This window comes from Azospirillaceae bacterium (genome assembly GCA_028283825.1).
Lineage (GTDB): Bacteria > Pseudomonadota > Alphaproteobacteria > Azospirillales > Azospirillaceae > Nitrospirillum.
In genome coordinates, this window is sequence record JAPWJW010000003.1 from 297,097 (window position 1) to 320,647 (window position 23,551).

Below are 23,551 nucleotides of genomic sequence, written 5' to 3' on the forward strand. Positions count from 1 at the left end.
TTGTCCTGCCCGATGGGCCATACCCACTCCACCTCCCGCGAGACCCGCCCCCGCGGGTCCGGCACCGTCGCCGCCACGGTTGCACCCACCGTCGCGGCATCCTGAAAACATCACCATCCTGAATACTATAAGGATCGGGTTTCGACTGCCCTGATCCAACTCAGCGTGCCTGCGCGTTAACCAATGCGGCGATGTTCATGCTTGTCTGCCGCCAAAATGGCAAATGCGTCAAGGTCCCAAGGATGGCATTTTATCGGAACCGTTGCATCAGACATAAGGGTCTTCGGGTGACGGTTCCGGGCACCCGTGGCTTTTACACCGCTTATGCTTAATTTTGCGTTAGCCATGACGGATCGCCGGCCGCCTTTTTCCCCCGTGCGGCGGGGCGCGCCGGCTTACACCTGCCCCCCCTTACACCTGCCCCAGCGTCTTGATCTTGGCCTTGGGGTGGATCTCGTTCTGCGACATGACGGCGGTGGCGGGGCGGAAGCGCTCGATGATCGACCGCACGAAGGGTCGTACGCCGGGGCTGGTCAGCAGCACGGGCGATTCCCCCATCATGGCCTGGCGGTCATAGACCTGGCGCACGGCGGTGATGAACTGCTGCAGCCTTGATGGCGCCATGGCCAGATTGCGCTCGTCGCCTTCGCCCACGATGGATTCGCCGAACGCCTGCTCCCACTCCGGCGACAGGGTGATGAGGGGGATGTAGCCCTGGTCGTTGGTGTGGCTGTCGGAGATCTGGCGGGCCAGGCGGGCGCGCACATGCTCGGTGATCTGGGTGATGTTGCGGGTGTAGCCCGTCGCCTCCGACACACCTTCCAGGATGGCGGACAGGTCGCGCACGGAGATGCGTTCCCCCAGCAGGCTTTGCAGCACGCGTTGCAGGGCGCCCACGCCGATCTGGCCGGGGATGACGTCGGCCACCAGCTTCTGCTGGTCCTTGCTCATCTCATCCAGCAGCTTCTGGGTTTCGGCGTAGGACAGCAGGTCCGCCATGTTGTCGCGCACCACCTCGGTCAGGTGGGTGGTCAGCACGGTGGGCGGGTCGACCACGGTGAAGCCCTTGAACAGTGCCTCTTCCCGGTAGGCCGGCTCGATCCACATGGCGGGCAGGCCGAAGGTGGGCTCCGTCGTCATCTCGCCGGGCAGGTGGATGGGCTCGCCGCGCGGATCCATGCACAACAGCATGTTGGGGCGCACGTCGCCGCGGCCGGCCTCGATCTCCTTGATGCGGATGACGTAGCTGTTGGGCGGCAGCTGCAAATTGTCCTGGATGCGCACGGCCGGCATGATGATGCCGATCTCGCTGGCCAGCTGGCGGCGCAGGCCCTTGATCTGGTCGGTCAGGCGGTGGCCGGCGTCGGTATTGATCAGCGACAGCAGGCCGTAGCCCAGTTCCAGGCGGATGAGGTCGATGGCCAGGGCGGTGGAGATGGGCTCCTCCGGGGCGGGCGCCGGCGGGCCGCCGGGCGCGCCCGGCGTGGTCATGGCCTCCGCCTTTTCCATGTCGTCCGCCTTGGCCTTGCGCAGGCGGGGCAGGTAATAGGCGCCGGCGAACAGCGCCACGGCCAGCGAGATGAAGGGCAGGAAGGGCAGGCCCGGCAACAGGGCCAGCGCGCACAGCAGGAAGGCGCTGAGGCCCATGGCCGACGGGTAGAAGCTCAACTGCCCGAACAGCGCCTTGTCGGCCGACCCGCTCTGGCCCGACTTCGACACCATCAGGCCGGCGGCCAGGGAGACGATCAGCGCCGGGATCTGGCTGACCAGGCCGTCGCCGATGGTCAGCTGGGTATAGGTCGAACCGGCCTTCAGGAACGTCATGTTCTTCTGGCCGATGCCGATGATCATGCCGACGACGACGTTGATGAAGGTGATGACCATGCCGGCGACGGCGTCGCCACGCACGAACTTGGATGCGCCGTCCATGGCGCCGAAGAACTGGCTTTCGTCCTCCAGATCCTTGCGGCGACGCTTGGCTTCCGCCTCATCAATCAGGCCGGCGGACAGGTCGGCGTCGATCGCCATCTGCTTGCCGGGCATGCCGTCCAGGGTGAAGCGCGCCGCCACTTCGGCGATACGGCCGGAACCCTTGGTGATGACGGTGAAGTTCACCATCACCAGGATGGCGAACACCGTCACGCCGATGATGAAGTTGCCGCCCATGATGAAGCCGCCGAACGCCTGGATGACGTGGCCGGCGGCCTGGGTCCCTTCATGCCCATGTCCCAGGATCAGCCGGGTGGACGCCATGTTCAGCGCCAGGCGCAACATGGTGGACACCAGCAGGATGGTGGGGAAGGAACTCATCTCCAGCGGCTTCTGGATGCTGAGCACCGTCATCAGGATCAGGACGGAAAAGGTGAAGGAGACGGCGAGGCCGAAATCCAGCAGGAAGGTGGGCAGCGGGATGACCAGCATGACCAGGATGGTCACGATGCCCAGCGCGAACAGGATCTCCGTCCGCTTCAGCAACGCAGGACCCGCCGTCCGCGCGTTGCCGAACAACGTCAGAAGCGGATTGCTGGATGTGCCGGGCGCTGCGGTCTGGTCAGCCATGATCCTCGTTTCCGGTCAGGTATAAGCCCCTACCCGGCTTCTCTTTACATCGCCGCGCGGTCAAGCTCGCCGCCGGCCGGCGGCGGCACGGCGACGCCTTCGTCGCTGTACTGCTTCAGCTTGTTGCGCAGGGTGCGGATGGAGATGCCCAGGATATTGGCGGCATGCGTCCGGTTGCCCAGGGTGTGGCTGAGGGTGTCGATGATCAGGTCGCGTTCCACGTCCGCCATGCTGCGCCCCACCAGGCCGGCCGTGCCGGAGGCGCTGGCTTCGCCCGCCGGTACGGCCGGCTGGGCCGCAGCGGTGGCGCGGGCGGCGACCGGGGCCACGGTGCTGTAACCCGGAGTGGGGGCCGCCGGTTCCGCGCCGGTCAGCAGGATGGCGTCGGTGCCGATCTCCGTGCCGCGCGACAGCAGCACGGCACGATGCATGGTGTTTTCCAGCTCACGCACGTTGCCGCGCCAGCGGTGGCCCTGCAGCAGGGTCAGCGCCTCCGCGTTCACCGTACGCTGCGGTAGGCCGTTGGCCTCGGAGTACTTGGCGGCGAAATGCTGGCACAGGATGGCGATGTCGGCCGGCCGTTCGCGCAGGGGCGGCAGGGGCAGGTTCACCACGTTCAGGCGGAAGTACAAATCCTCGCGGAAGCGGCCGGCCCGCACCTCTTCCTCCAGGAAGCGGTTGCTGGTCGCCAGCACGCGGATGTCCACCTTCACCGGCTGGGTCCCGCCCACCCGGTCGATCTCCCGCTCCTGGATGGCGCGCAGCAGCTTGGCTTGCAGGCGGATGTCCATTTCCGAGATTTCGTCCAGCAGCAGGGTGCCGCCGTTGGCTTCCTCAAACTTGCCGACGCGCCGTGCCACGGCGCCGGTGAAGGCGCCCTTCTCATGGCCGAACAACTCGGATTCCAGCAGGTTTTCCGGAATGGCGGCGCAGTTGACCGAGACGAACACCGCATTGGCCCGGCGGCTCTTGCGGTGGATGTAGCGGGCCATCAGCTCCTTGCCGGTGCCGGATTCGCCGGTGATGAGGACGGAGGCGTCGCTGGGCGCGATCTGGTCGGCCAGGCGCAGCACGCTGCCCATGGACGGATCGCGGCTGACGATGGCGTGGCTTTCCTCCGCCACCGCCTCCAGCACGGCGGCGATCAGCTGCGCATCGGGGGGCAGGGGGATGTATTCCTTGGCGCCGGCGCGGATGGCCTTCACCGCGGCTTGCGCGTCGGTCGCGACACCGCAGGCCACCACCGGCACGGTGATGCGTTCGGCCTTAAGCGCGTCGATCAACATGCCGACATCCAGCTTGACGTCGATCATCACCAGGTCAGCGCCCTGGCCGCCGCGCAGTGCCGTCATGGCGCCGCTGATGCTGTCGGTATGGGCGACCTTGGCGCCTTTCTGGAGCGCGATCTTGCCCGCCGCCGTGATGTAGCCTTCCAGCGTCCCTACGATCAGCAACCGCATCGCTCAAAACCCCTCGAAATCAGGCGCGTCCCAACTTTAGGATGACGTGCCCTGGTCTCATTCATAATGGTTCAGCCGCAGTTCCGGCGGCAGGACCGTATTCATCATCATCTCCAGCCGTCGCGGGTTTTCCTGCCGTGCGATGGAGACGGCGCCCAGCATGAACAGCGTGTCCACGATGACCTGGGCGTCGGTGTTGCGTTCCAGTTTCCCCGCCAGCGGCGCCAGCGCCATGTTGCCGAACAGCGCGCCGTAAAAGGTGGTCAGCAGGGCGATGGCCATGGCCGGGCCGATGGCGGCCGGATCCTGAAGGTTGCCCAGCATCTGCACTAGGCCCACCAGCGTGCCGATCAGGCCCATGGCGGGTGCGACCTCCGACGCGCGGCGCAGCACGGCGGCGGCGTGGCGCGACCGGGCCTGCTGCGCCTCGATCTCCGTGCGCAGGATGCGCTCCACATCCTCCGCCGCCATGCCGTCCACCACCAGGTCGATGGCGCGGGCCTGCAAGGGCTCCACCCCCTTGTCCTTCAGCAGCGGCTGCAAGGTCAGCGGCCCGTTGCGCCGCGCCGCCTCCGCCATCTGCAGCACATAACCCGAGACGTCGGCGATATCGGCCACCGGCCGGGTCAGCGCGCGCACCAGCATGCGGCGGCAGGCGCCCAGATCCTCACGCGCGAACGACACGACGGTGACGGCGATGGTGCCGCCCACCACGATCATCAGCGATGGCGCGTTGATGAAGGCGCGGGCATGGCCGCCGAAGGCCAGCGCCGATAATACCAGGGCGAAGCCGGCCGCCAGGCCCAGCACGGTGGTGAGGTCCAGCCCGTGGCGCACCCGCACCGGTTCCGGCAGCGGCGCCGGCTTGGCCTTAAGGGGATCGCCCGCAGGACTGCTCACCTCGTTCGCCACCTCCGGCGCCTGGCCGGGCACGGGCGCGGACCGGGCGGTGCCGGTCGCGGTGCCGCCGGCGGCGCGCAGGGTCGGGGAAGGGGGACGGGTGTTCAAGGTACCTTGCTTCCTCAAGCTCTCAGCTGCGTTCGGACTTGATGATTTCCGTCATGGTCACGCCCAGGCGATCTTCCACCACCACCACTTCGCCACGCGCCACCAGGCGGTTGTTGACGTAGATGTCGATGGCCTCGCCCACCTTGCGGTCCAGTTCCACCACGGCGCCGCGGCCCAGCTTCAGCAACTGGCTCACCTGCATGGTGCACTTGCCCAGCACGGCGGAAATCTGCACCGGGATGTCGTAGACGGCTTCCAGATCCTTGACGATGGGGGCGCCATCGGCATCCATCCCCCCTTGATCGAAATCGTCCAGACTCATCGTTCCCTCGTTTCAAGACCCGGTGCTTTCCCGAACCGGGGGCGCCGCCGGCGCCGATCCTCATCGTCACATAACACATTGGCCGGCATGGATGGGGCGGCCGTTTACCACGAAGCCTCAGGTGGGCACCCTGCGCCGGATCATTCCGCCGCCGCGCGCCCATCCTCCAGCGGTTCGGTCAGGTGACCGGCGATGCGATCAATTTCCGCCCAGATGGCGGAGATGTCGCGTTCGGCCCCGCCGTCGCCCCAGTCGGCCCGGCAGTCCAGCTCCCCGGCCTTGGGGTCGGCCACCACCGCCACGGATCCGCCGAAGCCCTGGCGCGCGGCCATTTCCTCGATCTTCTCTTTGATCGGCGCCAGGTAGCTTTCATGCACCCGCACCAGCAGGCGCGGCTCATCCGCCAGTTCGGCCAGGAAGGATGAGACCGTGCCCTCCACCTCCCCCAGGCCGTGGCGCTTGGCCAGGGTGGGGAACAGCTTGCGCACGATGGCCAGCGACAGCCGGGTGGTATCGACCGATCGCTGAATCCGCGCCTTCATGTGGGCGTCCAGCAACTGGGCGATGCCCGCCTGCGCCTTGGCCAACACCTCGGTCAGGGCCTTTTGCGTCTGGTCCGTCCCGGCGGCCACGCCCTCGGCATGGCCCTGGGCGTAGGCGCCCTCGCGCGCGATCTTCACCTGCTGCTGCAACTCGGCCAGGGTGAAGGTGGGTTCGGGCGGCGGTGGGGGCGGGGGCGGCGGTTCCGGCGGCCGCTCGGGTTCGGCCACGGCCTCGGGCACGGCCACCTCGACCCGGCGGCCTTCCGGGTCGAAGGAGTTGTCGAACAGGAACCTGCGGATGTTGGTCATAAGCTCACGTCCGCGCTCAATTTTCCTGGTACAGCCAGTTGCGGATGATGGACACCGCCTCTTCCGGATGCTTCTCGACGATCTCACCCACCTTGCGCAGCGACGACGCGCGCACGCGGCCGTCGACGCGGTTGATGTCGATCATCTGTTCCAGCTCCTCGTTGGCCTGTGCGGCCTCCAACGCCAGTTCGCGGGCCAGCGCGCCGCCGCCGGGGCCGGCCAGCTGGGGCACGCCGCTGCCGTCGGACAGCAGGTCGGGCTCATCCTCCAGCTGCGGCGTGCGGTCCAGGGCGCGCGCCACCAGCGGCCGGATGACCAGCAGGATGACCAGGATGGCGACGATGGCCAGCACCAGCGTCTCGGCGATGCGGAAGACGTCGGCCTTGGGCAGGCCGAACAGCGTCTCTTCCTTGATGTTGTCCAGGTCGCCTTCGTTGGTGGCGAACTTCATGCTGACGACATCGACCGTGTCGCCGCGTGACCCGTCGTACCCGATGGACGAGCGCACCAGCGAGGCCAGCTTCTGCAGCTCCTCATCCGTGCGCGGTTGGTATTGGGGCACGCCCTTGTCGTCGGGGGTGTAGTTGCCATCGACCAGCACGGCGACCGACAGGCGGCGGACCTGTCCGGCCTCGCGTTCCTGCACCTTCACCGTCTTGCTGATCTCGTAATTGATGCGCTCGTTGGCCTTGGTGGTCTTGGAGGTGGAGGCGCCGTTGCTGGCCTTTTCCGCATCCGCGCTGGGCAGGTTGTTGGCCACCGTCACCGGGTCCTGGCCTTCCCGGTTCACGTCTTCCGAATTCTCGTTGTTGGTCTCGGTGGAACGGACCACCTGGCTGTCGGGGTCGTAGATTTCGCTATTGGTGGTGATGCGGTCGAAATCCATATCGACCGTCACCTCGGCCCGCACCTTGCCCGTGCCCACGGTGCGGCCCAGGATCTCCTCGATCTTGTCGGTCAGACGCTGCTGGTAGGCGAGGCGTTTTTCCTCCGCCGTCGCCATCATCGCTTCCTTGCTGTCGTCGCCCATGCCGCGCGCCAGCAGATTGCCCTTGTCGTCCACCACCGACACCATGTCGGGCTGCAATCCGGGCACGGACGCCGCGATCAGGTGCTGGATGCTGGCGACCTGTTCCTTCTTCAGCTGCTGGCCGGGGCGCAGACGCAGGACGACGCTGGCCGTGGCCTTCTGCGTGTCGCGGCTGAACAGCTCCCGCTTAGGCAGCACCAGATGGATGCGCGACTGCTGCACCGGCGCCAGGGTGTTGACGGTGCGGGTCAGTTCGCCTTCCAGGGCGCGCAGCTGCTGCACCGACTGCATGAAGCTGGTGGTGCCCAGGCTTTCCGACTGGTTGAAGATCTCGTAACCGACGCTGCCGCCGCTGGGCAGGCCCTGCTGGGCCATGACCATGCGCAGGCGGCCCACCTGGTCGGCCGGCACCTCGATGCGGGTGCTGTCGGCGCTGACCTGGTAGGGCACCTTGGGCTGAATCTGGTCCAACTGCTGCACGATGGCGCCGCCATCGGCCGGCGACAGGTCGCTGTACAGCAGGGCCATGTTGGGCGACGACCCGTTGAAAACCAGGAAGCCGAACAGGGCAATGATCAACAGGGCCACGCCGCCAATGGCGCCGAGCCTCACCGGTCCCAGATTGCGCAGGGTCTGCAGCAAATTTTCCAAGGTCCGCTCCCGCACGCGGTCACCGACAAATCACAAGGGAGTCTATACTGCGGACTCCAAGTTTGCGAGGATTCTGGGAACGTTCAGGGAATGAAACAGGGGGTGCTGGGCAAAAATTTCCTACACCCTTCAAAGTGTGTCTTTTGCATCACGCATTTTGCCATGAAGCCGGGTGTTGCATTCAACAAGGGCTACCCCGGACGCGAAAACTGCAAAATGCAATGCTTGGCTCGAGAGGGCGCCGGAGCCGGCTTGACTCTATTTCGCTATTTAGCTAAATAGCGTTCCCATGAATCGCGTCTTCAAAGCCCTCGCCGATCCCAGCCGCCGCCGTATCCTTCAACTGCTGCGGGGCGGCCCGCTGTCGGCCGGCGACATCGCCCGCCATTTCGACCTGGCCAAACCCACCCTGTCCGGTCACTTCGCCGTGCTGCGTGAGGCCGACCTGGTGGACCAGGAACGCCAGGGCACCACCATCCTTTACCGCCTGAAGCTGTCGGTGCTGGAAGAAGCGCTGTCCGGCCTGATGGACAGCATGGGGATCGGCCAGACGGACGGAGCGCCCATGAAGCGGGTTATCGAAGGGGAGAATTGAGCGAATGCGCCCCTATGCCGTGGTCATGGCCCTGATCATCGCCGTCATGGCTGGTTTCAGCATCCTGACCCTGATGCATGTCGGCTGGGACGCGCGCCTGCCTATCCATTACGGCACCGCCGGCCAGCCCGACCGGTATGCCACCGCCCCCTGGGCATTGGCCGTCCTGCCGCTGACGGCGGCGGTGCTGGCCATCGGCCTGCCGCTGCTGGGCCGCGTCCTGCCGGGGGCTAAGAGCCTGGCTCGGTCAACCGCCGCCTGGGGCACGGCGCTGGTGTCGATGGTGGCGCTGCAAGGCGTGGCGCATGCCGCCATGGTGTCCAATGCCATGGGCCACCCGGTGGATCTCGGCCGTGTCCGCGCGCTGGGCCTGGGGGTCTTCCTGGTGGTGGTGGGCAATGTCATGGGCAAGGTGCGACCCAACCGCCTTATGGGCATTCGCACGCCCTGGACCCTGGCCGACGACTGGGTGTGGGACCAGACGCATCGCTTCGGCGGCTGGGTGTTCGTGGCCGCCGGCCTGGTGCTGGCGGCGCTGGCGCTGTGGCTGCCGCCGGGTCATCCACGGGGGCCTGGCCTGATCGCGATGGTACTGCTGCCGACGGCCTTGCTGACGGTTGTTCGCTCCTATCTGTACTGGCGCGTCCGGCCCGGCCGTTAGCCGGGCACGGAAGCCAGCGTGATGCCCAGGCGCACCCATAGGATCACCAGGATGACCATCGACGCCATGTAGGCCAGTGAACGGTGCAGGACATTATTGTAGGTCAGGTGGATGCCGCCCTGGACCACCCGCGCCACCACATACAACCAGGCCAACAGCAGGTAGAGATGGTCGCCCTGGCGCCAGACCATCAGGGCCAGACAGACGACGTAGAACAGGGTCGGCGCCTCGAACAGGTTGTTGAAGGCCCGCTGGCCCGTGGCCAGGCTGTCCGGCTGGTTGCCGGTGTTGAAGTTGCGGAAGTAAGACAGGCGCACATTGCCCCGCCGCACCGCGCCCGTGCGCAAGGCCAGCAGCCGGATGCCCACCACCAGGGTGAACAGGAACAGGGCCAGCATGGGGAAATAAAGGGCGATGCTGCTTGTCATGGCGCGTCCTGGTTGGGGTGGGGCGTTACCAACAACTTAAGGCATTGCGCGCGCGGGGGTAGGGCCTTTGCGAGCAGGCTGGATTTTCGCCCGCCCCGGACTTACCTTTCTCTCATGAGCACACAGCCCAATTCGACCTCCGCCGACTGGGAACGCGACCTTGCGCTAAGCGAGGATGAGGTCGCGCGCGGCGAAGGCGTACCGCTTGCTGATGTCCTTCAGGATTTGCGGGACAGCGCGGCGCGCGTGGGTGCGGGGAAAGTCCTTCCGGAACCAGGCTAAATGCTTCAGCCAAAGAACAAAGGGCGCCGCCCAGTTTCCCGGACAGCGCCCCCTTCAACGCATTGATGCTTCAGATGGTCAGAACCGAACCTTGACCGTCGCCAGGAAGGTGCGCGGCGGCTGGGGGAAGGCGCCCAGCGGGCCGTTGTCGTCGGCCTCGATCAGGTTGACGTCGCGGTCGAACAGGTTGCGCACCGTCAGGCCCACATCCACCGTGTCCTGGCCCGGCGGCGTCCACGTCCAGGTGGTGTTCCACAGGGCGTAACCGCCGCTGATGCGGCTGTTCTGGTTGTCGTAGGCGTAGTCGCCGAACATCTCCACCCACACCTTGGCGGACAGGCCCCAGGCGGGGATGCCCTGGTTCAGGGCGATGCTGCCGGTATGGCGGGGCACGCCCTGGACACGCTTGCCCGTGAAGTCGCGCGCGATCAGGGTGTCGGATTCGACGAACTTGTCGTTCAGCCAGTAGGCCTCGGTATAGGAATACGACACATCGGCGGACAGGTGGGGGACCAGCGCGTCCAGCCGGGCGGTGCCCGCCAGTTCCACTCCCTGCGACAGTTCCTTGCCGGTGTTAACGGTCTGCGGCACGCCGTTGACCTCTAGCACCTGCAGCAGGTTGCTGCGTTCCAGCCGGTACAGGGTGACGCTGCCCGACAGCAGGCCATCGAGGGCGTCGCCCTTCAGACCGACCTCGACGTTATTGGCCAACTCAGGATCCAGGCCTTTCTCACGGCTGCGGAACGACCACAGCGGACCGAAGCCGGAAGAGAAGCCCTGGCCATACGCCACATAGGCGCTGACCTGCGGGTTGATCTTCCAGGTGGCGGACGCCTTGGGGCTGAAGTTGCCGTTGCTGTCGTCGGCGTCGGTTGGGGCGACGGGTTCGCCGCCGCTGGTGGACGGGCCGAAATAGACGTGGCGCTCGAAATGGTCGTAGCGCCCGCCCACGTCCAGGGTCACCGGGCCGATGGTGCGGTCCACCTGGAAGAAGCCGGCGAACGCCCGATCCCGCCCGTAGGCGTTCATGTCGGTGTCGCTGATCCAGTCATCGGTGTCGATGTTCTCGCCGGTGGCGATGCTGCGCTGCTGGCCGTAGAAGTAGGTGTCGTCGAACTGGCCGGTCCAATGTTCGGTATGGTGGGCACGCACCTGTTCGACGCTGAAGCCGCCCAGGATCTGCCAGGGGCCGCGCGTCCACGACAATTGCTGGTCGCCGTAAAGGGTGACGGTGTTGCCGTCCACGCGGAAGCCGTCGAAGGTGACGCTGCCGGAACCCGGCACGTATTCGGTGGCCGACCCTTGCGAGGCCGAGGTCAGTGCCTGGCGCACATGCAGCTTGGTGGTGGAGACCAGGCCGTCGTCCAGTTCCACCTGGTACGTGGCGGTGGCCGTCGCCATACGCTTGTCAAAGCCGGCGTTGTCCTCGTTCCAATTGGCCTTGCGGCCGCCCGGCAGGTCGATCAGTTCGCCCCGGCTGTCCACCGGCAGTTCGCCGGCCAAGGCCTGGCGGGTGTCCACCCAGGTGGCGGTGACGGTCAGGGTGCCGGCCGCCCCCATGTCCAGGACGTGCTTCAGGAACAGGTTGTTCTCATGCCGGCCGGTGCGGTCGCGCCAGCCGTCGCCGTTCTCATTGCCCACGTCGATCAGCAGGGCGCCGCCCTCGACCGTCTTGGTCTGCGCCAGGGCGTCGACGTGCAGGAAGCCGTAGCTGCCGCCCTCCAGCGTCACTTCGCGCAGCGGTTCGGCCGTCACGTCGCGGGTCAGGTAGTTGATGGTGCCGCTGATGGCGCCGCGGCCGTACATGGCCGACATCGGCCCGCGCACCACGTCCACCCGGCCCACCGCGCTGAACGGCAGCTGTTCCAGGTCAACCTCGCCATCGCCGGTGATGAAGGGCACGCCGTCCATCATCGCCACCAGGGTGTCGTTGTGGATCTTGTTGGGCACGCCGCGCATGCTGATGGAGGTGTAGGTGCCCATGTCGTTCTTGGACACCAGCACGCCCGGCAGGTCGGTCAGCTCGTCACCGATGAACAGCACGCCTTTCTGCTCGAAATCCGCGCGCGTCACGTGTGGACACGCTGGCCGGCACATCCCGCAAGGTCTCGGCCCGGCGGGTGGCGGTCACGATGATCTGGTCCAGCGGCGACTGGGCATCATCAGCGGCGGGGGGCTGCCCGCCGGTGGTATGTGGATCGCTGGTATTTCGATCACCGCTATGGTCGGCGGTATAGGAAACGGACGTGTCTGCAGCCAGGGCGGCCGAAGCCAGGAGCGCGGGCGAACCCGCCAGGACGGTGGACAGCAGCAACAGACGACGCATCGTTTCAGAAGCCTCCTTAAGTCTTGAAACAGAGATGTGGAAAACGGCGCCGGTGTAACCCATCCACGCAGAAGTGCGAAGGGCGGAACGCGCGCTGTCCGCAAATGGGGGGTATGCTCGCGATTAAAGATGTCATGATGTCGCGGTATCAGGCGATGGTGCCGCCGTCACGGGTGCTCCAGGCGCTCATTGCATCTTTGTAACTTGGCGGCGGCCTCTAACTTTAAGGATAATGCCGGGCCCCGGCGTATATCTTATAAGACTGCAAAAAATGGGGCCCGCGCCCCGGCTGGCAGGGGCCGGCCTCGAGGGACTGAAATCGCGGGCATGGGGTTGGATCGCGCATGGCAAATGTTGGTCGGACAGGCCCGGGGGCGCAAGCCGCTGCCCAGGGGACGATCCGGGGATGGGTTGCATCCCCTGTAATCGTTTGCGCGTGTGCGACTGTCGCACCATTGGCCATTCTTTGCCCGTTGCCGGAGATTTCCCGATGAAACGTCGCACGGCCGTCGCCGCGCTGGCCCTGGTCCTCGCCGCCGTCTATGGCGGTTACCACGCCTGGGGAGGGAAGGCCGTGGCCGACGCAGGCACCGCCAAGCGCGCCGCCGGCGATGGCCCCGTGCCGGTGGTGACGGCGCGGGTGTTCCGGGGGGCGGTACCCATCGACGTGACGGCCGTGGGCACGGTGCAGCCCATCTCCACCGTGCAGGTGCGCGCCCGCATCGACAGCCAGCTGATGGAAGCCAAGGTGAACGAGGGGCAGGAGGTCCACGCCGGCGACCTGCTGTTCCTGCTGGACCAGCGCCCGGCCAAGGCGGCGCTGGCGCAGGCCGAGGCGACGCTGGCCCGCGACCAGGCGCAACTGGGCCAGGCGCGGTCCGACGCCCAGCGCCACGCCGGCCTGTTCGCGCGCGGTGCCGTCTCGCTGCAGCAGAATGAGCAGATGGCCGCCACCGCCAAGGCGCAGGAGGCCACGGTGCTGGCCGACCAGGCGATGGTGGACCAGGCGAAGCTGACCCTGGCCTTCACCGAGATCCGGTCCCCCATCGATGGCGTGGTGGGCAGCATCCTGCTGCGCCCCGGCAACCTGGTGAAGGGCAGCGACAGCGGGTCGACCCTGACCACCCTGGTGCAGGTGGCGCCCATCAATGTCGCCTTCACGGTGCCGGAACGCAACGTGACGGCGGTGCGCCACGCCCTGCGCGCCGCCCATCCGCCCCTGGTCAACGCCAAGACGACGGATGGCCTGGTCAGCGCCACCGGCCGCCTGGTCTTCATCGACAACACGGTGGACCAGCAGTCCGGCACCATCCAGCTGAAGGCCCTGTACGACAACAAGGACCGCGCCCTGTGGCCCGGCCAGTTCGTGGACGTCAGCCTGAACCTGGGCGCCGAGGCCGACGTGCTGTCCGTGCCGGCGGTGGCGGTGCAGCGCGGCCAGGCCGGCGCCTATGTCTTCATCGTCAAGGTGGACGACACGGTGGACATGCGCCCCGTGACCGTCGCGCGCTTCGCCGAGCAGGGGGCGGTGATATCCGGCGGCGTCAGTGCCGGTGAGCGGGTGGTGATTGAGGGCCAGTTGCGCCTGGTCCCCGGCGCCAAGATCATTGAGCAGCCGGCTAGCGGCGGCAGCCAGGGCGGGGTGGAGGCCGACGGTGCGGCGCCCGGCGGTACCGTGGGGGCGATCCAGGCCAACGGAAAGGCGCGGACGTGACCATTTCCGAGCTTTGCATCCGCCGGCCGGTGATGACCGTCCTGCTGACGGCGGCCCTGATCTTTGGCGGCATCCTGGCCTACAGGTACCTGCCGGTGGCGGCATTGCCCCGCGTGGACTTCCCCGTCATCAGCGTGAACGCCAGCCTGCCCGGCGCCAGCCCGGACACCATGGCCTCATCCGTCGCCATCCAGCTGGAGCGTGAATTCTCCACCATCGCCGGCATCGACAGTATCACCTCCAGCAGCGTGCAGGGCAGCACCACGGTCAACATCCAGTTCGAACTGGACCGCGACATCGACAGCGCCGCCTTGGACGTGCAGGCCGCCTTGTCGCGGGTGCAGCGCCGCCTGCCCATCGAGATGACGACCCCGCCCAGCTATCGCAAGGTCAACCCGGCCGACCAGCCGGTGCTGCTGCTGGCGCTCAGCAGCTCCACCCTGCCGCTGAGCCAGGTGGACGAATACGCCGAGACGCTGCTGAGCCCCGCCCTCTCCACCCTCAGCGGCGTGGCGCAGGTGCAGGTCTGGGGGGCGCAGAAATACGCCGTGCGCATCCGCCTGAACCCGGAGGCGCTGACGGCGCGCGGCCTGGGCGTGGATGAGGTGATGAACGCCATCGCCGCCGCCAATTCCAGCACGCCGGTGGGCGTGGTCTCCGGTTCCGCCCAGCAGTTGATCCTGGAGACCAACACCCAGCTGTTCGACGCCCACGGCTTCGCCCAGATGGTGATCGCCCAGCGCAACGGCGCCCCGGTGCGTCTGGGCGACATCGCCAGCGTCATCGACGGGGTGGAGAACGACAAGACCGCCAGCTGGTTCAACGGCAACCGCACCATCGTGCTGGCCGTTCAGCGCCAGCCTGACGCCAACACGGTGGCGGTGGTGGACGCGGTGAAGCGGGTGATCCCCACCTTCAAGGCCACGCTGCCGCCGTCCATCGACATCAACGTGCTGATCGACCGTTCCATCTCCATCCGCTCGGCGGTGGAGGATGTGCAGTTCACCCTGCTGCTGACCATCGGCCTGGTGGTGATGGTCATCTTCCTGTTCCTGCGCAAGGTCAGCGCCACCATCATTCCCGGTATCGCCGTGCCCATCTCCCTCATCGGGGCCGCCGGCGCCATGAAGGCCTTCGGCTTTTCCATCGATAACATCTCGCTGCTGGCATTGACCCTGTCGGTGGGCCTGGTGGTGGACGATGCCATCGTCATGCTGGAAAACATCGTCCGCTACATTGAGGAGGGGATGAGCCCGTTCGAGGCGGCGCTGAAAGGCAGCCGCGAGATCGGATTCACCATCGTCTCCATCACCCTGTCGCTGGTGGCGGTGTTCATCCCCATCTTCATGATGGGCGGCGTGGTCGGGCGCCTGTTCCATGAGTTCGCGGTGACGGTGACCCTGGCCATCGCGGCCTCGGCCATCACCTCGCTGACCCTGACGCCCATGCTGTGCAGCCGCTTCATCCGGCATGACGCCCATGACAAGCCGCCCAACCGGTTCGAGCGCGTGACCGAGGCGGCGTTCGATGCCTGGCTGCGCGGCTATGACCGCACGCTGGTGTGGTGCCTGGCGCACCGCCGCGTGGTGGTGGGCGTGTTCTTCGCCACCCTGGTCGGCACCGTCGTGCTGTTCCAACAGGTGCAGAAGGGTTTCTTCCCGACGGAGGACAACGGCCAGGTCTTCGCCCAGACCGAGGGGCGCCAGGACATCTCCTTCGACGCCATGATCGCCTTGCAGCAGCAGGCGGCCGCGGCCGTGGCCAAGAACCCCTATGTTGAAACCCACATCTCCTCGGTCGGCGGCAACGGCAACGTCACCAACGCCGGCCGCATCTTCATCTCGCTGAAGGACCGCGCCCACCGCCCGAACATGGAGGCGGTGCTGCAAAGCCTGCGGCAGGACGTGGCCGGCATCGCCGGCCTCAACGTCTTTTTCCAGCCGGTGCAGAACCTGAACGTCTCCGGCCGGTCCTCCAAAAGCCTCTACCAGTACACGCTGCTGGGCCTGGACCAGCCGACCCTGTACCGCTGGTCGGACCGGCTGATGCAGAAGATGGCGCAGATGCCGGAGCTTCAGGACGTGAGCAGCGATTTGCAGCTGTCCGGCCAGAACGCCTCCATCCATGTGGATCTGGACAAGGCCTCCCTGCTGGGCATCACGGCGGAAAACCTGCGCTCCAGCCTCTACAGCGCCTTCGGCACCCGCCAGATCTCCACCATATACACGCCGACCAACGATTATGAGGTGATCCTGGAACTGTCGCCGGAGGCGCAGAAGTCGGCCGACGTGCTGAACCGCATCTACATCCGCGCCGACAGCGGCCGGCTGATCCCCCTGGGCTCCGTCGCCCGCATCGACCGCACCTCCGGCCCCATCAGCGTGAACCACCAGGGCCAGTTGCCGGCCGTCACCCTGTCCTTCAACCTGGCGCCCGGCGTGTCGCTGGGGGCGGCGGTCAAGGCCATCGAGGGCGTGCAGCGCGACATCGGCATGCCCGACAGCATCTCCGGCAGCTTCCAGGGCACTGCCCAGGTGTTCCAGCAGGCGCTGGCCAACCAGGGCATGCTGCTGCTGGCGGCGGTGGTGGTGATCTACATCGTGCTGGGCGTGCTGTACGAAAGCTTCATCCACCCGCTGACCATCCTGTCCGGCCTGCCGTCGGCGGCGGTGGGGGCGGTGGGCTCCCTCATGCTGTTCGGCTTCGACCTCAGCGTCATCGCCATCATCGGCGTGCTGATGCTGATCGGCATCGTGAAGAAGAACGCCATCATGATGATCGACTTCGCGCTGGAGGCCCGGCGCGAGGGGGCAACACCGCACGACGCCATCTACCGCGCCTGCCTGCTGCGCTTCCGCCCCATCATGATGACCACCATGGCCGCCCTGATGGGCACCCTGCCCATCGCCCTGGCGTCCGGCGCCAGCGCCGAACTGCGCCAGCCCCTGGGCGTGGCCGTGGTCGGCGGCCTGGTGGTGTCACAGCTGCTGACCCTCTACATCACCCCGGTGCTGTACCTCTACATGGAAGGGTTCAGCCGCTGGATCGACCGCCAGCTGCACCATCATAAGGCGCGGCGCGGCCTCCACTTGCAGCCGCCCGCCAACACCGATGGCCGGGCGGACGCGGCGGAGTGAGGGCTTTTCATGTGTTCCTCAAGCGCCGGCGGCTGCGTCCGCAGCCTTGGCTTCCTCGCATTCCAGTCCGCTGACGCTTCCCGGAAATCTCCGGCGGACGCCGTCGCGTCCTAGTCACTTCGCTCCGTCAAATCACCTTTCCCTCAAAGGGATGCGACCCGTCGCGACTCTCCACCTCGATCACCCACAGGTCGGGGTCGCGGCGGGTGGCGCGCTCGATGAAGGCGTCGGCCTCCGACTCCGGCACCTGGTCGCCGTTCAGGCCGGGGAACCAGCCGAGATTGCCGTTCATGTCGCGGCTTTGGGTGTAGACCTTGGCACCCTGGAAGGGGATGACGACCTTCAGCAGGATCAGGCCGCTTTCCGCCTCGCCCTTGCGCAGGACGTAGACGGGGATGCTGTCGGCGGCACAGCGGCGCAGGTGCAGTTGCACCCAGAGGGCGGTGGACAGCCGGTCGTCGGCCATGGGCCTGGATTCCTGAATGAGGGGCGAAGACAGGGCAGGGCGGCGTCCTTGCGGCTTGCCAGCAGGGGCCCACCCCATGGATGTTCGGTTGGTATCTATAGGGTCCAACCATCCGCGAGGCCAGCTTCATGCCGCTTTCCACCCCGCCCACCCGCCGCCTGGGCCGCGTCCTACTGACCAACGACGACGGCATCAATGCCCCCGGCCTGGCCCTGCTGGCTGAGGTGGTGGCGGAGGTCGCGGACGAGGTCTGGGTGGTGGCACCGGAAAAGGATCAGAGCGGCATGTCCCGCGCCGTCACCCTGACCACCCCCTTGCGGGCGGAACAGCGGGGGGAACGGCACTTCGCCGTCACCGGCACGCCCAGCGATTGCGCCATCTTCGGCCTCCGCCACGTGCTGCGCGACAATCCGCCGGACCTGGTGCTGTCCGGCATCAACCGCGGCGCCAACGTTGGTGATGAGGTGCCGTACTCGGGCACGGTGGCGGCGGCCCTGACCGCCCGGCTGCTGGGCGTGCCGGCCATCGCCTTCAGCCAGCAGTTCACTGACCGGACGCATGTGCGCTGGGACACGGCGCGGACGCTGCTGCCCCGGGTTCTGGACCATGCGCTGGGCCTGCGCGTGGCGGCCAACGCCGTGCTGAACATCAACTTCCCCGGCCTGGACGCGGCCGACGTGGGCGACATCGTGGTGACGACGCAAAGCCGGGGCACCCTGGACCGCATCGATGTCGAGGCCAGGTCCGACCTGCGCGGCGGCGAGTATTACTGGATGGCGTTCCGTCGGCACATGCCCATCCTGGGGCCGGACACCGATGCCGGCGCCCTGAAGCATGGCCTGGTTTCCATCACGCCGGTGGGGTTCGACCTGACCGCTACCGACGGCATAGCCTGACCGAGATCGCACTGGCCCGGCCCTTGCTTTCGTATAAACCCGAAAGGGCCGGGTGCCGGCCTTGATGCTAGACGGCAAAAGGGTTTCGCGATGATGGGGACGTCGTTTTCCGTGGGCAATGTCTGCCGGGTGGGCAAGATCGTGCTGACCGCCGGCCTGGTGCTGGGCGCGCTGGCCGGTTGTTCGGTGGTCGGTGCGGCCGGCAGTGTCGTGGGTGGTGCCGCGGATGTCGCCGGCACGGCGGTGGGCACGACCGCCAAGGTGGTCACGGCACCGGTCCGCTGATCCACCACCCGATGGCTCGGTACCATGGGCATGAGGTCCAGCCTTATGCCCATGTAGGACGCGACTGCGTCCGCCGGAGATTTCCGGGGAGCGTCAGCGGACTGGAAATCGAGGAAGGCAAGGGCGCGGATGCGCCCGCCCGCCGTCTGAGGGCCAAAAAAATCAACCCAGCTCAATGCGGTTGCGGCCGGCTTCCTTGGCGCGGTAGAGGGCGGCGTCCGCCGCCATGCTGATGGTCTTGGCGTCCAGGCCGGGCGCCAGGCTCATGATGCCGGCGGAGAAGGTGACCTGGAATTCCGTGTTGCCGTGGATGTGGCGGATCTCGCTGAACTGCTGGCGCAGCACCTCCAGCCGTTCGGCCGCGTCGTCGGCCGAGGTCTGCGGCATGATGATGGCGAATTCCTCACCGCCATAACGGCCGACCATGTCGCCGCGCCGCATGCGCTGTTGCAGCAGCCGGGCCAGGGCCTTGATCACCCGGTCGCCGGCGCTGTGGCCGTAGCGATCATTCACCGCCTTGAAATGGTCGATGTCCAGCATGGCGAAGGCCAGGTCGTTGCCGTCGCGCTGTGACCGCGCCACCTCGGTCGCCAGCAAATCCATGATCATGGGGTTGTTGAAGGCGCCGGTCAGGCCGTCGCGCACCATCAAGGCCTTGAGCTGCCGCGCGCGCCGCGCGCGGGCACGGACCGTTTCCGTCAGGTCGCCCAGATCCACCGGCTTGGTCAAATAGGCGTCGATGCCGGTGCGGATCGCCGACCGGTGGGTCTCGGTATCCTGGTCCGCCGTCAGGAAGACGATGGGCAGGGCCAGGAAGGCGTCGTACTGGCGCAGGACGGAGGCCAGCTCGAACCCAGTGCATTGGGGCATGATCAGGTCGGTGACCATCAGGTCGGCGTTGTTGTCGTACAGCGCCTCCACCGTCTGCAAGGGATCGGTCACCAGGCTGGTCTGCATGCCGGCCGATTGCAGCGCCATCTCGTAATACCGGCCCAGCGTGGCGTCATCCTCCACGATCACCACGCGCAGGGGCTGGTCCGGATCCCGTTCCGTCAGGCGGTCCAACTGGTCGATCAGCACGTGGGTGTCCAGCGGCCGCACCACATAGGCGTCGCACCCGGCCCGGGCGGCGGCCAGGCGCGCCGCGAAACCGGTGGCCGACGACAGTGCGATGACCGGTATCTTGCGCCCCCGGCTGTCGGTGGCATCCATCTGCGCGGGCCGCAGCGTTTCCGTGCTGATATCCAGAAGGATCGCCGCCGGTTTCGACTGGGCGACGGCCGCCGTCAGGGCGGCCTCATCGGTAAAGGCGGTCAGTTCATAACTGTAGGTCGCCAGAAGCTCCGTCAGTTCCCGCACGTCCGTGCCGTCATGATGCAGCAGATAGACGGGCCGTGACGGGCCGTCGTGCGCCTGTCCCTGTTCTTCGAAGGCGGGATCCGGCGTGGTTCCGGATGCCGCCGGCGCCATGGCGTGGCCCAAGGCCGCGATGGCGTTCCACAGCGAGGTCGCCTGCACATCCCCCGGCCGCTTGATCACGCCCTCCAGCGTGCGGGCGGCGATGGTCAGGTCGGGCAGGCCGAAGGTGGCGCCCGATCCCGCCAGCGAATGGGTGTAGCGCGCCAGGTCGCCCCTGACCGCCTCCGCCTCACTGCCGCTCTGGGTCACCAGGGCCGTCGCCGCCTGCCGGATCTGCTCCAGCCGGTCCGGCAGGCTGGACATGAAGTCCTCCCGGATCTTCTGGACCCGCGCCGCCAGCTCTGCTGGCAGGGTGGAGGAACCCAGGCCGGACGCCGCGATATTGGAGGGGGAGGGCGCGTCGCTGTTCATGTCGTCTACCCGACGCTGCCCCACAGGTCGCGGACGGTGGTGGGCAGGGCCATGGGGTCGAAGGGCTTGGCGATCACGCCGATGGCGCCCAGCGCCTTGAACCGTTCCACCTCCGACGGCTGGACCTTGGCGGTCATGAAGGCGATGGGGACGCCGGCCAGGCTGGGGCGTCCGCGGATGGCGGCCAGGGTGCTGGGGCCGTCCATCTCCGGCATCATGGCGTCCAGCAGGATCAACTGCGGTGTCCAGCCGTCCAATATCTCCAGCGCGCGGGCACCGGACTCGGCCATCTGGATGTCGAACCCGCCGACATGTTTCAGGCTGAGTTCGACGATGGCGCGGATATCGGGCTCGTCATCGACGTAGAGGATACGGTTCAGTGCCTCGGCCATACTGCCTCGCGTTCTTTGCGGAAAACGGCCATCCCCACGGGGGTGGGCCGCTTTCCCCAGGCGGTCCTAGAAGTCGCTAGGGTAGCTGCCCCATACAACCCACGCAAATGGAGTCCCGCCTGCCGCGCCGGACGGGGAGGGAAGCTATTCTTTAGCGTCAGTGCGGTAGTCCGGCCGCGAATCCGGGCTCGGATCGGGCGGGCGGCAGGGTGAGGACGAATTCGGTGTCGCCGGGGTGGCTGTTCAGGGTGACATGACCGCCGTGGCGTTCCACGATGGCCTTGACGATCGACAGCCCCAGGCCATTGCCGCCCTTCTGCCGGCTGTCGGATGAATCGGCCTGGGCGAACTTCTGGAACAGGCGCGGCCGGAACCAGTCGGGCACGCCGGGGCCGGTGTCGTGCACCGACAGGCGGATGCGCCCCTCCGCCGCCCCGCCCATGACGGTGACGATGCCGCCCAGGTTGGAATATTTGATGGCGTTGGAAATCAGGTTGCCCAGCACCTGGCGCAGGCGGCGCGGGTCGCCCACCACCGGCAGCGGGCCGCCGTCGCTGTAGCGCAGGGTGACCGTGCGCTCCTCCGCCAGGGGACGCAGATTTTCCACCGCCTCCGCCGCCAGTTCCGACAGGTCCAGCTTTTCCGACTTCAGGTCCAGGGTGCCGGATTCGATGCGTTCGATGTCCAGCAGGTCGTTGACGATGGCGATCAGCCGCTCGGCGTTGCGGTCGGCGATGCGCAGCAGGTTCTGCGTCTGCGTCGGCAGGGCGTCAGGCAGGCCCAGCGCCAGGCGGATGGAGCCGTGGATGGAGGTCAGCGGCGTGCGCAATTCATGGCTGACGGTGGAGATGAAGGCATCCTTCATGCGCTCTACCTCCTTGCGGTGGGTGATGTCGCGCAGCACCAGTGTATAGAGCGGCCGTTCCTCCGTCTGGCTGACGGTGACCGTCAGCTCCGCCGGGAAGCGCCGCTCCTCGCCGCGCACCTCGACCTCACGCGGGCCGTTGCCCTCCAGCGCCAGGGGCAGCCACAGGGCACCGGCCGCGCGGCCGGGGATGATTTCCACGGCCTCTTGCGGTGCGTCGCCGTCCGCCACCGGCATTTCCCGCCCGTCTTCGGCTGCCGCGCCGGTCTTCAGGCCGGGCAGGGTCAGGAAAAGGTCAACATCGGTGCCCAGCAGCTGGCGCACGTCCCGGCCCAGCATCTCGGCGGCGGCGCGGTTGGCGGACAGGATGACGCCGCTGTCGGTGATGGTCAGGACGCCGTCTGCCAGGCTGTTCAGGATGACGTCCAGCCGCTCCCGGCTTTCATGCACGGTGGACAGCATGCGTCGTTCCAGGGCCTGGCGCTCCTCCCGCCGGCGTTCCCGCTCCTGTCCCTGTTCCTTCAGCGCCTGCAGGGCGCGCGCCATGGTGCCCAGTTCATCCCGCCGGCCGGCGCCGGCGATGGCCACGTCGGTATGTCCCCGCGCCAGGCGCCGCAGCGATCGCGTCAGGGCGACGATGGGCAGCACCAGGCTGCGCGACAGCAGCAGCCAGATACCCAGGGCGGCGGCCAGCACCAGCCCGCCGCCGGCCAGGATGCCCCACAGGCCGTCGGCTTGCGCGTCGCGCTGGCGAATCAGGGCGTCATCCAGCGCCGTCTTCTGGGCGGTGGTGATCACGTCCAGGGTGGCGCGCACCGCGTCCATGGCGCGTTTGCCGTTCAGGGCGCGGGTGGGGTCGCGGGCTGTCACGCGGGTCGTGGGGGCGCTGGCCAAGGCCAGGGTGGGGGTGGCGTAGCCGTTCTGCCAATCGCGGACCTCGGCGCGCAGTTCGTCCATGCGCCGTTGCTGGTCACTGTCGCCCTGGGTCAGGGCCTCCAGCCGGGCCAGGCGGTTCTCCACCGCCTGCGATCCCTGCCGCAATGGTTCCAGGAAGGTGGGGTCGCCCGCGACGATATAGCCGCGCAGGCCCGTTTCCTGGTCGATCATGGCGGCGCGCACCGCCTCCGCCGCCTGGATGATGGTCAGGGCCTGCTGGCTGGCACCGGTGGTGGTGACGATGACGTCAATCTTGCGCAGGCCCCACAGGGAAACGGCGGCGACCAGGACGAACAGGGTGGCGAAGGCCAGGAACAGGCGGTTGGGAATCGATAGGCCGCGGCGGCCGGTCTCCGGGCCGGACTCGTCCGGCGGAATGGGGATGTTGCTTGCCGCGTCGGGGAAGGGTGCACCCGGGTGGGGCGCCGGGTGGGACGGACTTTGATGCGTTTCCTCGCGCACCCAGGTGGTGGGATCTTGAGTCATCCGTCCGTCTTGCCGTGTCGCCGTGTTGGTCGCCGTCTTAATTCCATCGCCGCCCGGTGCCCCGTCGGCGGGCAAGGGCGGCCGGGGGGCGACTGGGAGAGGAGTTTAACCCCAGAACGTTAATATTTGCCTATCGGGGCAACCCTTTTGGATAGGGATGTCCACTTATCCAGGCTCGATTCCGCGCCCATTCACGTCAATCGCCAAGGGGGCATTTGGTGAGAAAAAGCCCCTTGGCGGGCAACTTTAGCGCTATGCCCCCGGTTGTACGGCTGCCATGCGCGTTAATCGCCCCTGGTCAGGGGGGACATGCCGCATGAGGCCCTTGGAAAAGGCGGCGGAACGCGCTAGATATCCGCCCGCCCGGGAGG

19 protein-coding genes are annotated in these 23,551 nt (G+C 67.1%); 6 read left to right on the top strand and 13 right to left on the bottom strand.

What is annotated here, in order from left to right:
* Positions 1 to 411: 411 nt before the first annotated feature.
* From flhA to fliF, 6 genes are all read right to left on the bottom strand, one after another.
* Complete coding sequence (flhA, locus tag PW843_13345) at positions 412 to 2,559, bottom strand: flagellar biosynthesis protein FlhA (protein MDE1147581.1); 2,148 nt, start codon at positions 2,557 to 2,559, stop codon at positions 412 to 414.
* 44 nt (positions 2,560 to 2,603) lie between these two features.
* Positions 2,604 to 4,019 carry a sigma-54 dependent transcriptional regulator gene (locus PW843_13350; GenBank protein ID MDE1147582.1) on the bottom strand — a complete coding sequence of 472 codons (1,416 nt, stop codon included), beginning with the start codon at positions 4,017 to 4,019 and terminating at the stop codon, positions 2,604 to 2,606.
* A 57-nt stretch (positions 4,020 to 4,076) separates the two neighbouring features.
* Positions 4,077 to 5,027: a MotA/TolQ/ExbB proton channel family protein gene (locus PW843_13355; protein ID MDE1147583.1), complete on the bottom strand. Its 951-nt coding sequence runs from the start codon at positions 5,025 to 5,027 to the stop codon at positions 4,077 to 4,079.
* 22 nt (positions 5,028 to 5,049) lie between these two features.
* Positions 5,050 to 5,349 (bottom strand): flagellar motor switch protein FliN, encoded by a 300-nt coding sequence (gene fliN, locus PW843_13360; protein MDE1147584.1) that lies wholly within the window; start codon positions 5,347 to 5,349, stop codon positions 5,050 to 5,052.
* Positions 5,350 to 5,489: 140 nt separating this feature from the next.
* Positions 5,490 to 6,200: a FliH/SctL family protein gene (locus PW843_13365; GenBank protein ID MDE1147585.1), complete on the bottom strand. Its 711-nt coding sequence runs from the start codon at positions 6,198 to 6,200 to the stop codon at positions 5,490 to 5,492.
* Positions 6,201 to 6,216: 16 nt separating this feature from the next.
* Complete coding sequence (gene fliF, locus PW843_13370) at positions 6,217 to 7,881, bottom strand: flagellar basal-body MS-ring/collar protein FliF (protein MDE1147586.1); 1,665 nt, start codon at positions 7,879 to 7,881, stop codon at positions 6,217 to 6,219.
* 289 nt (positions 7,882 to 8,170) lie between these two features.
* On the opposite strand from fliF, the gene PW843_13375 reads away from it, so the two are divergent.
* Entirely contained in the window at positions 8,171 to 8,476 is a 306-nt protein-coding gene (locus PW843_13375) for an autorepressor SdpR family transcription factor (protein MDE1147587.1), read from the top strand.
* A 4-nt stretch (positions 8,477 to 8,480) separates the two neighbouring features.
* Positions 8,481 to 9,137, top strand: coding sequence for an SdpI family protein (locus PW843_13380; protein ID MDE1147588.1), 657 nt, complete (start codon positions 8,481 to 8,483; stop codon positions 9,135 to 9,137).
* Here PW843_13380 and PW843_13385 read toward each other — a convergent pair.
* The 3 genes from PW843_13385 to PW843_13395 all read right to left on the bottom strand — a co-directional run bounded on the left by PW843_13385 (position 9,134) and on the right by PW843_13395 (position 12,173).
* Positions 9,134 to 9,565 carry an MAPEG family protein gene (locus PW843_13385; GenBank protein MDE1147589.1) on the bottom strand — a complete coding sequence of 144 codons (432 nt, stop codon included), beginning with the start codon at positions 9,563 to 9,565 and terminating at the stop codon, positions 9,134 to 9,136. The two genes, PW843_13380 and PW843_13385, sit on opposite strands and share 4 nt — an antisense overlap.
* A 360-nt stretch (positions 9,566 to 9,925) precedes the next feature.
* Entirely contained in the window at positions 9,926 to 11,920 is a 1,995-nt protein-coding gene (locus tag PW843_13390; GenBank protein ID MDE1147590.1) for a TonB-dependent receptor, read from the bottom strand.
* A complete protein-coding gene (locus PW843_13395; protein ID MDE1147591.1) occupies positions 11,874 to 12,173 on the bottom strand; it encodes a hypothetical protein in 300 nt (99 codons plus the stop codon). The genes PW843_13390 and PW843_13395 overlap by 47 nt, the downstream gene beginning before the upstream one ends.
* Positions 12,174 to 12,663: 490 nt before the next feature.
* Between PW843_13395 and PW843_13400 the strand changes: the two genes are divergently transcribed.
* Together PW843_13400 and PW843_13405 are read left to right on the top strand one after the other, a co-directional pair.
* Positions 12,664 to 13,887, top strand: coding sequence for an efflux RND transporter periplasmic adaptor subunit (locus tag PW843_13400; protein ID MDE1147592.1), 1,224 nt, complete (start codon positions 12,664 to 12,666; stop codon positions 13,885 to 13,887).
* Positions 13,884 to 17,024 (top strand): efflux RND transporter permease subunit, encoded by a 3,141-nt coding sequence (locus tag PW843_13405; protein MDE1147593.1) that lies wholly within the window; start codon positions 13,884 to 13,886, stop codon positions 17,022 to 17,024. The genes PW843_13400 and PW843_13405 overlap by 4 nt, the downstream gene beginning before the upstream one ends.
* A 127-nt stretch (positions 17,025 to 17,151) precedes the next feature.
* On the opposite strand, the gene PW843_13410 is transcribed toward PW843_13405, so the two are convergent.
* Positions 17,152 to 17,490, bottom strand: coding sequence for a DUF1491 family protein (locus tag PW843_13410; GenBank protein MDE1147594.1), 339 nt, complete (start codon positions 17,488 to 17,490; stop codon positions 17,152 to 17,154).
* A 128-nt stretch (positions 17,491 to 17,618) separates the two neighbouring features.
* Here PW843_13410 and surE point away from each other — a divergent pair, with 128 nt between their 5' ends.
* Positions 17,619 to 18,386, top strand: coding sequence for a 5'/3'-nucleotidase SurE (gene surE / locus PW843_13415; protein MDE1147595.1), 768 nt, complete (start codon positions 17,619 to 17,621; stop codon positions 18,384 to 18,386).
* A gap of 90 nt (positions 18,387 to 18,476) precedes the next feature.
* The gene (locus PW843_13420; GenBank protein ID MDE1147596.1) at positions 18,477 to 18,671 is read left to right on the top strand and encodes a hypothetical protein; all 195 of its coding nucleotides are present in this window, start codon (positions 18,477 to 18,479) and stop codon (positions 18,669 to 18,671) included.
* A gap of 162 nt (positions 18,672 to 18,833) precedes the next feature.
* On the opposite strand, the gene PW843_13425 is transcribed toward PW843_13420, so the two are convergent.
* The 3 genes from PW843_13425 to PW843_13435 all read right to left on the bottom strand — a co-directional run bounded on the left by PW843_13425 (position 18,834) and on the right by PW843_13435 (position 23,180).
* Positions 18,834 to 20,501 carry a diguanylate cyclase gene (locus PW843_13425; GenBank protein MDE1147597.1) on the bottom strand — a complete coding sequence of 556 codons (1,668 nt, stop codon included), beginning with the start codon at positions 20,499 to 20,501 and terminating at the stop codon, positions 18,834 to 18,836.
* 5 nt (positions 20,502 to 20,506) lie between these two features.
* Complete coding sequence (locus PW843_13430; protein ID MDE1147598.1) at positions 20,507 to 20,893, bottom strand: response regulator; 387 nt, start codon at positions 20,891 to 20,893, stop codon at positions 20,507 to 20,509.
* 157 nt (positions 20,894 to 21,050) lie between these two features.
* Positions 21,051 to 23,180, bottom strand: a complete 2,130-nt coding sequence (locus PW843_13435; protein MDE1147599.1) for a CHASE3 domain-containing protein — start codon at positions 23,178 to 23,180, stop codon at positions 21,051 to 21,053.
* Positions 23,181 to 23,551 lie beyond the last annotated feature (371 nt).

Bases quoted from the DNA above. Each gene is read 5' to 3' on its own strand.
- PW843_13380 (MDE1147588.1), top strand. From the start codon at position 8,481: ATGCGCCCCTATGCCGTGGTCATGGCCCTGATCATCGCCGTCATGGCT.
- surE (MDE1147595.1), top strand. From the start codon at position 17,619: ATGCCGCTTTCCACCCCGCCCACCCGCCGCCTGGGCCGCGTCCTACTG.
- PW843_13410 (MDE1147594.1), bottom strand. From the start codon at position 17,490: ATGGCCGACGACCGGCTGTCCACCGCCCTCTGGGTGCAACTGCACCTG.
- PW843_13375 (MDE1147587.1), top strand. From the start codon at position 8,171: ATGAATCGCGTCTTCAAAGCCCTCGCCGATCCCAGCCGCCGCCGTATC.
- PW843_13350 (MDE1147582.1), bottom strand. From the start codon at position 4,019: ATGCGGTTGCTGATCGTAGGGACGCTGGAAGGCTACATCACGGCGGCG.
- fliN (MDE1147584.1), bottom strand. From the start codon at position 5,349: ATGAGTCTGGACGATTTCGATCAAGGGGGGATGGATGCCGATGGCGCC.
- PW843_13385 (MDE1147589.1), bottom strand. From the start codon at position 9,565: ATGACAAGCAGCATCGCCCTTTATTTCCCCATGCTGGCCCTGTTCCTG.
- PW843_13365 (MDE1147585.1), bottom strand. From the start codon at position 6,200: ATGACCAACATCCGCAGGTTCCTGTTCGACAACTCCTTCGACCCGGAA.
- PW843_13400 (MDE1147592.1), top strand. From the start codon at position 12,664: ATGAAACGTCGCACGGCCGTCGCCGCGCTGGCCCTGGTCCTCGCCGCC.
- flhA (MDE1147581.1), bottom strand. From the start codon at position 2,559: ATGGCTGACCAGACCGCAGCGCCCGGCACATCCAGCAATCCGCTTCTG.
- PW843_13425 (MDE1147597.1), bottom strand. From the start codon at position 20,501: ATGAACAGCGACGCGCCCTCCCCCTCCAATATCGCGGCGTCCGGCCTG.
- PW843_13420 (MDE1147596.1), top strand. From the start codon at position 18,477: ATGATGGGGACGTCGTTTTCCGTGGGCAATGTCTGCCGGGTGGGCAAG.
- PW843_13395 (MDE1147591.1), bottom strand. From the start codon at position 12,173: ATGCGTCGTCTGTTGCTGCTGTCCACCGTCCTGGCGGGTTCGCCCGCG.
- PW843_13430 (MDE1147598.1), bottom strand. From the start codon at position 20,893: ATGGCCGAGGCACTGAACCGTATCCTCTACGTCGATGACGAGCCCGAT.
- PW843_13435 (MDE1147599.1), bottom strand. From the start codon at position 23,180: ATGACTCAAGATCCCACCACCTGGGTGCGCGAGGAAACGCATCAAAGT.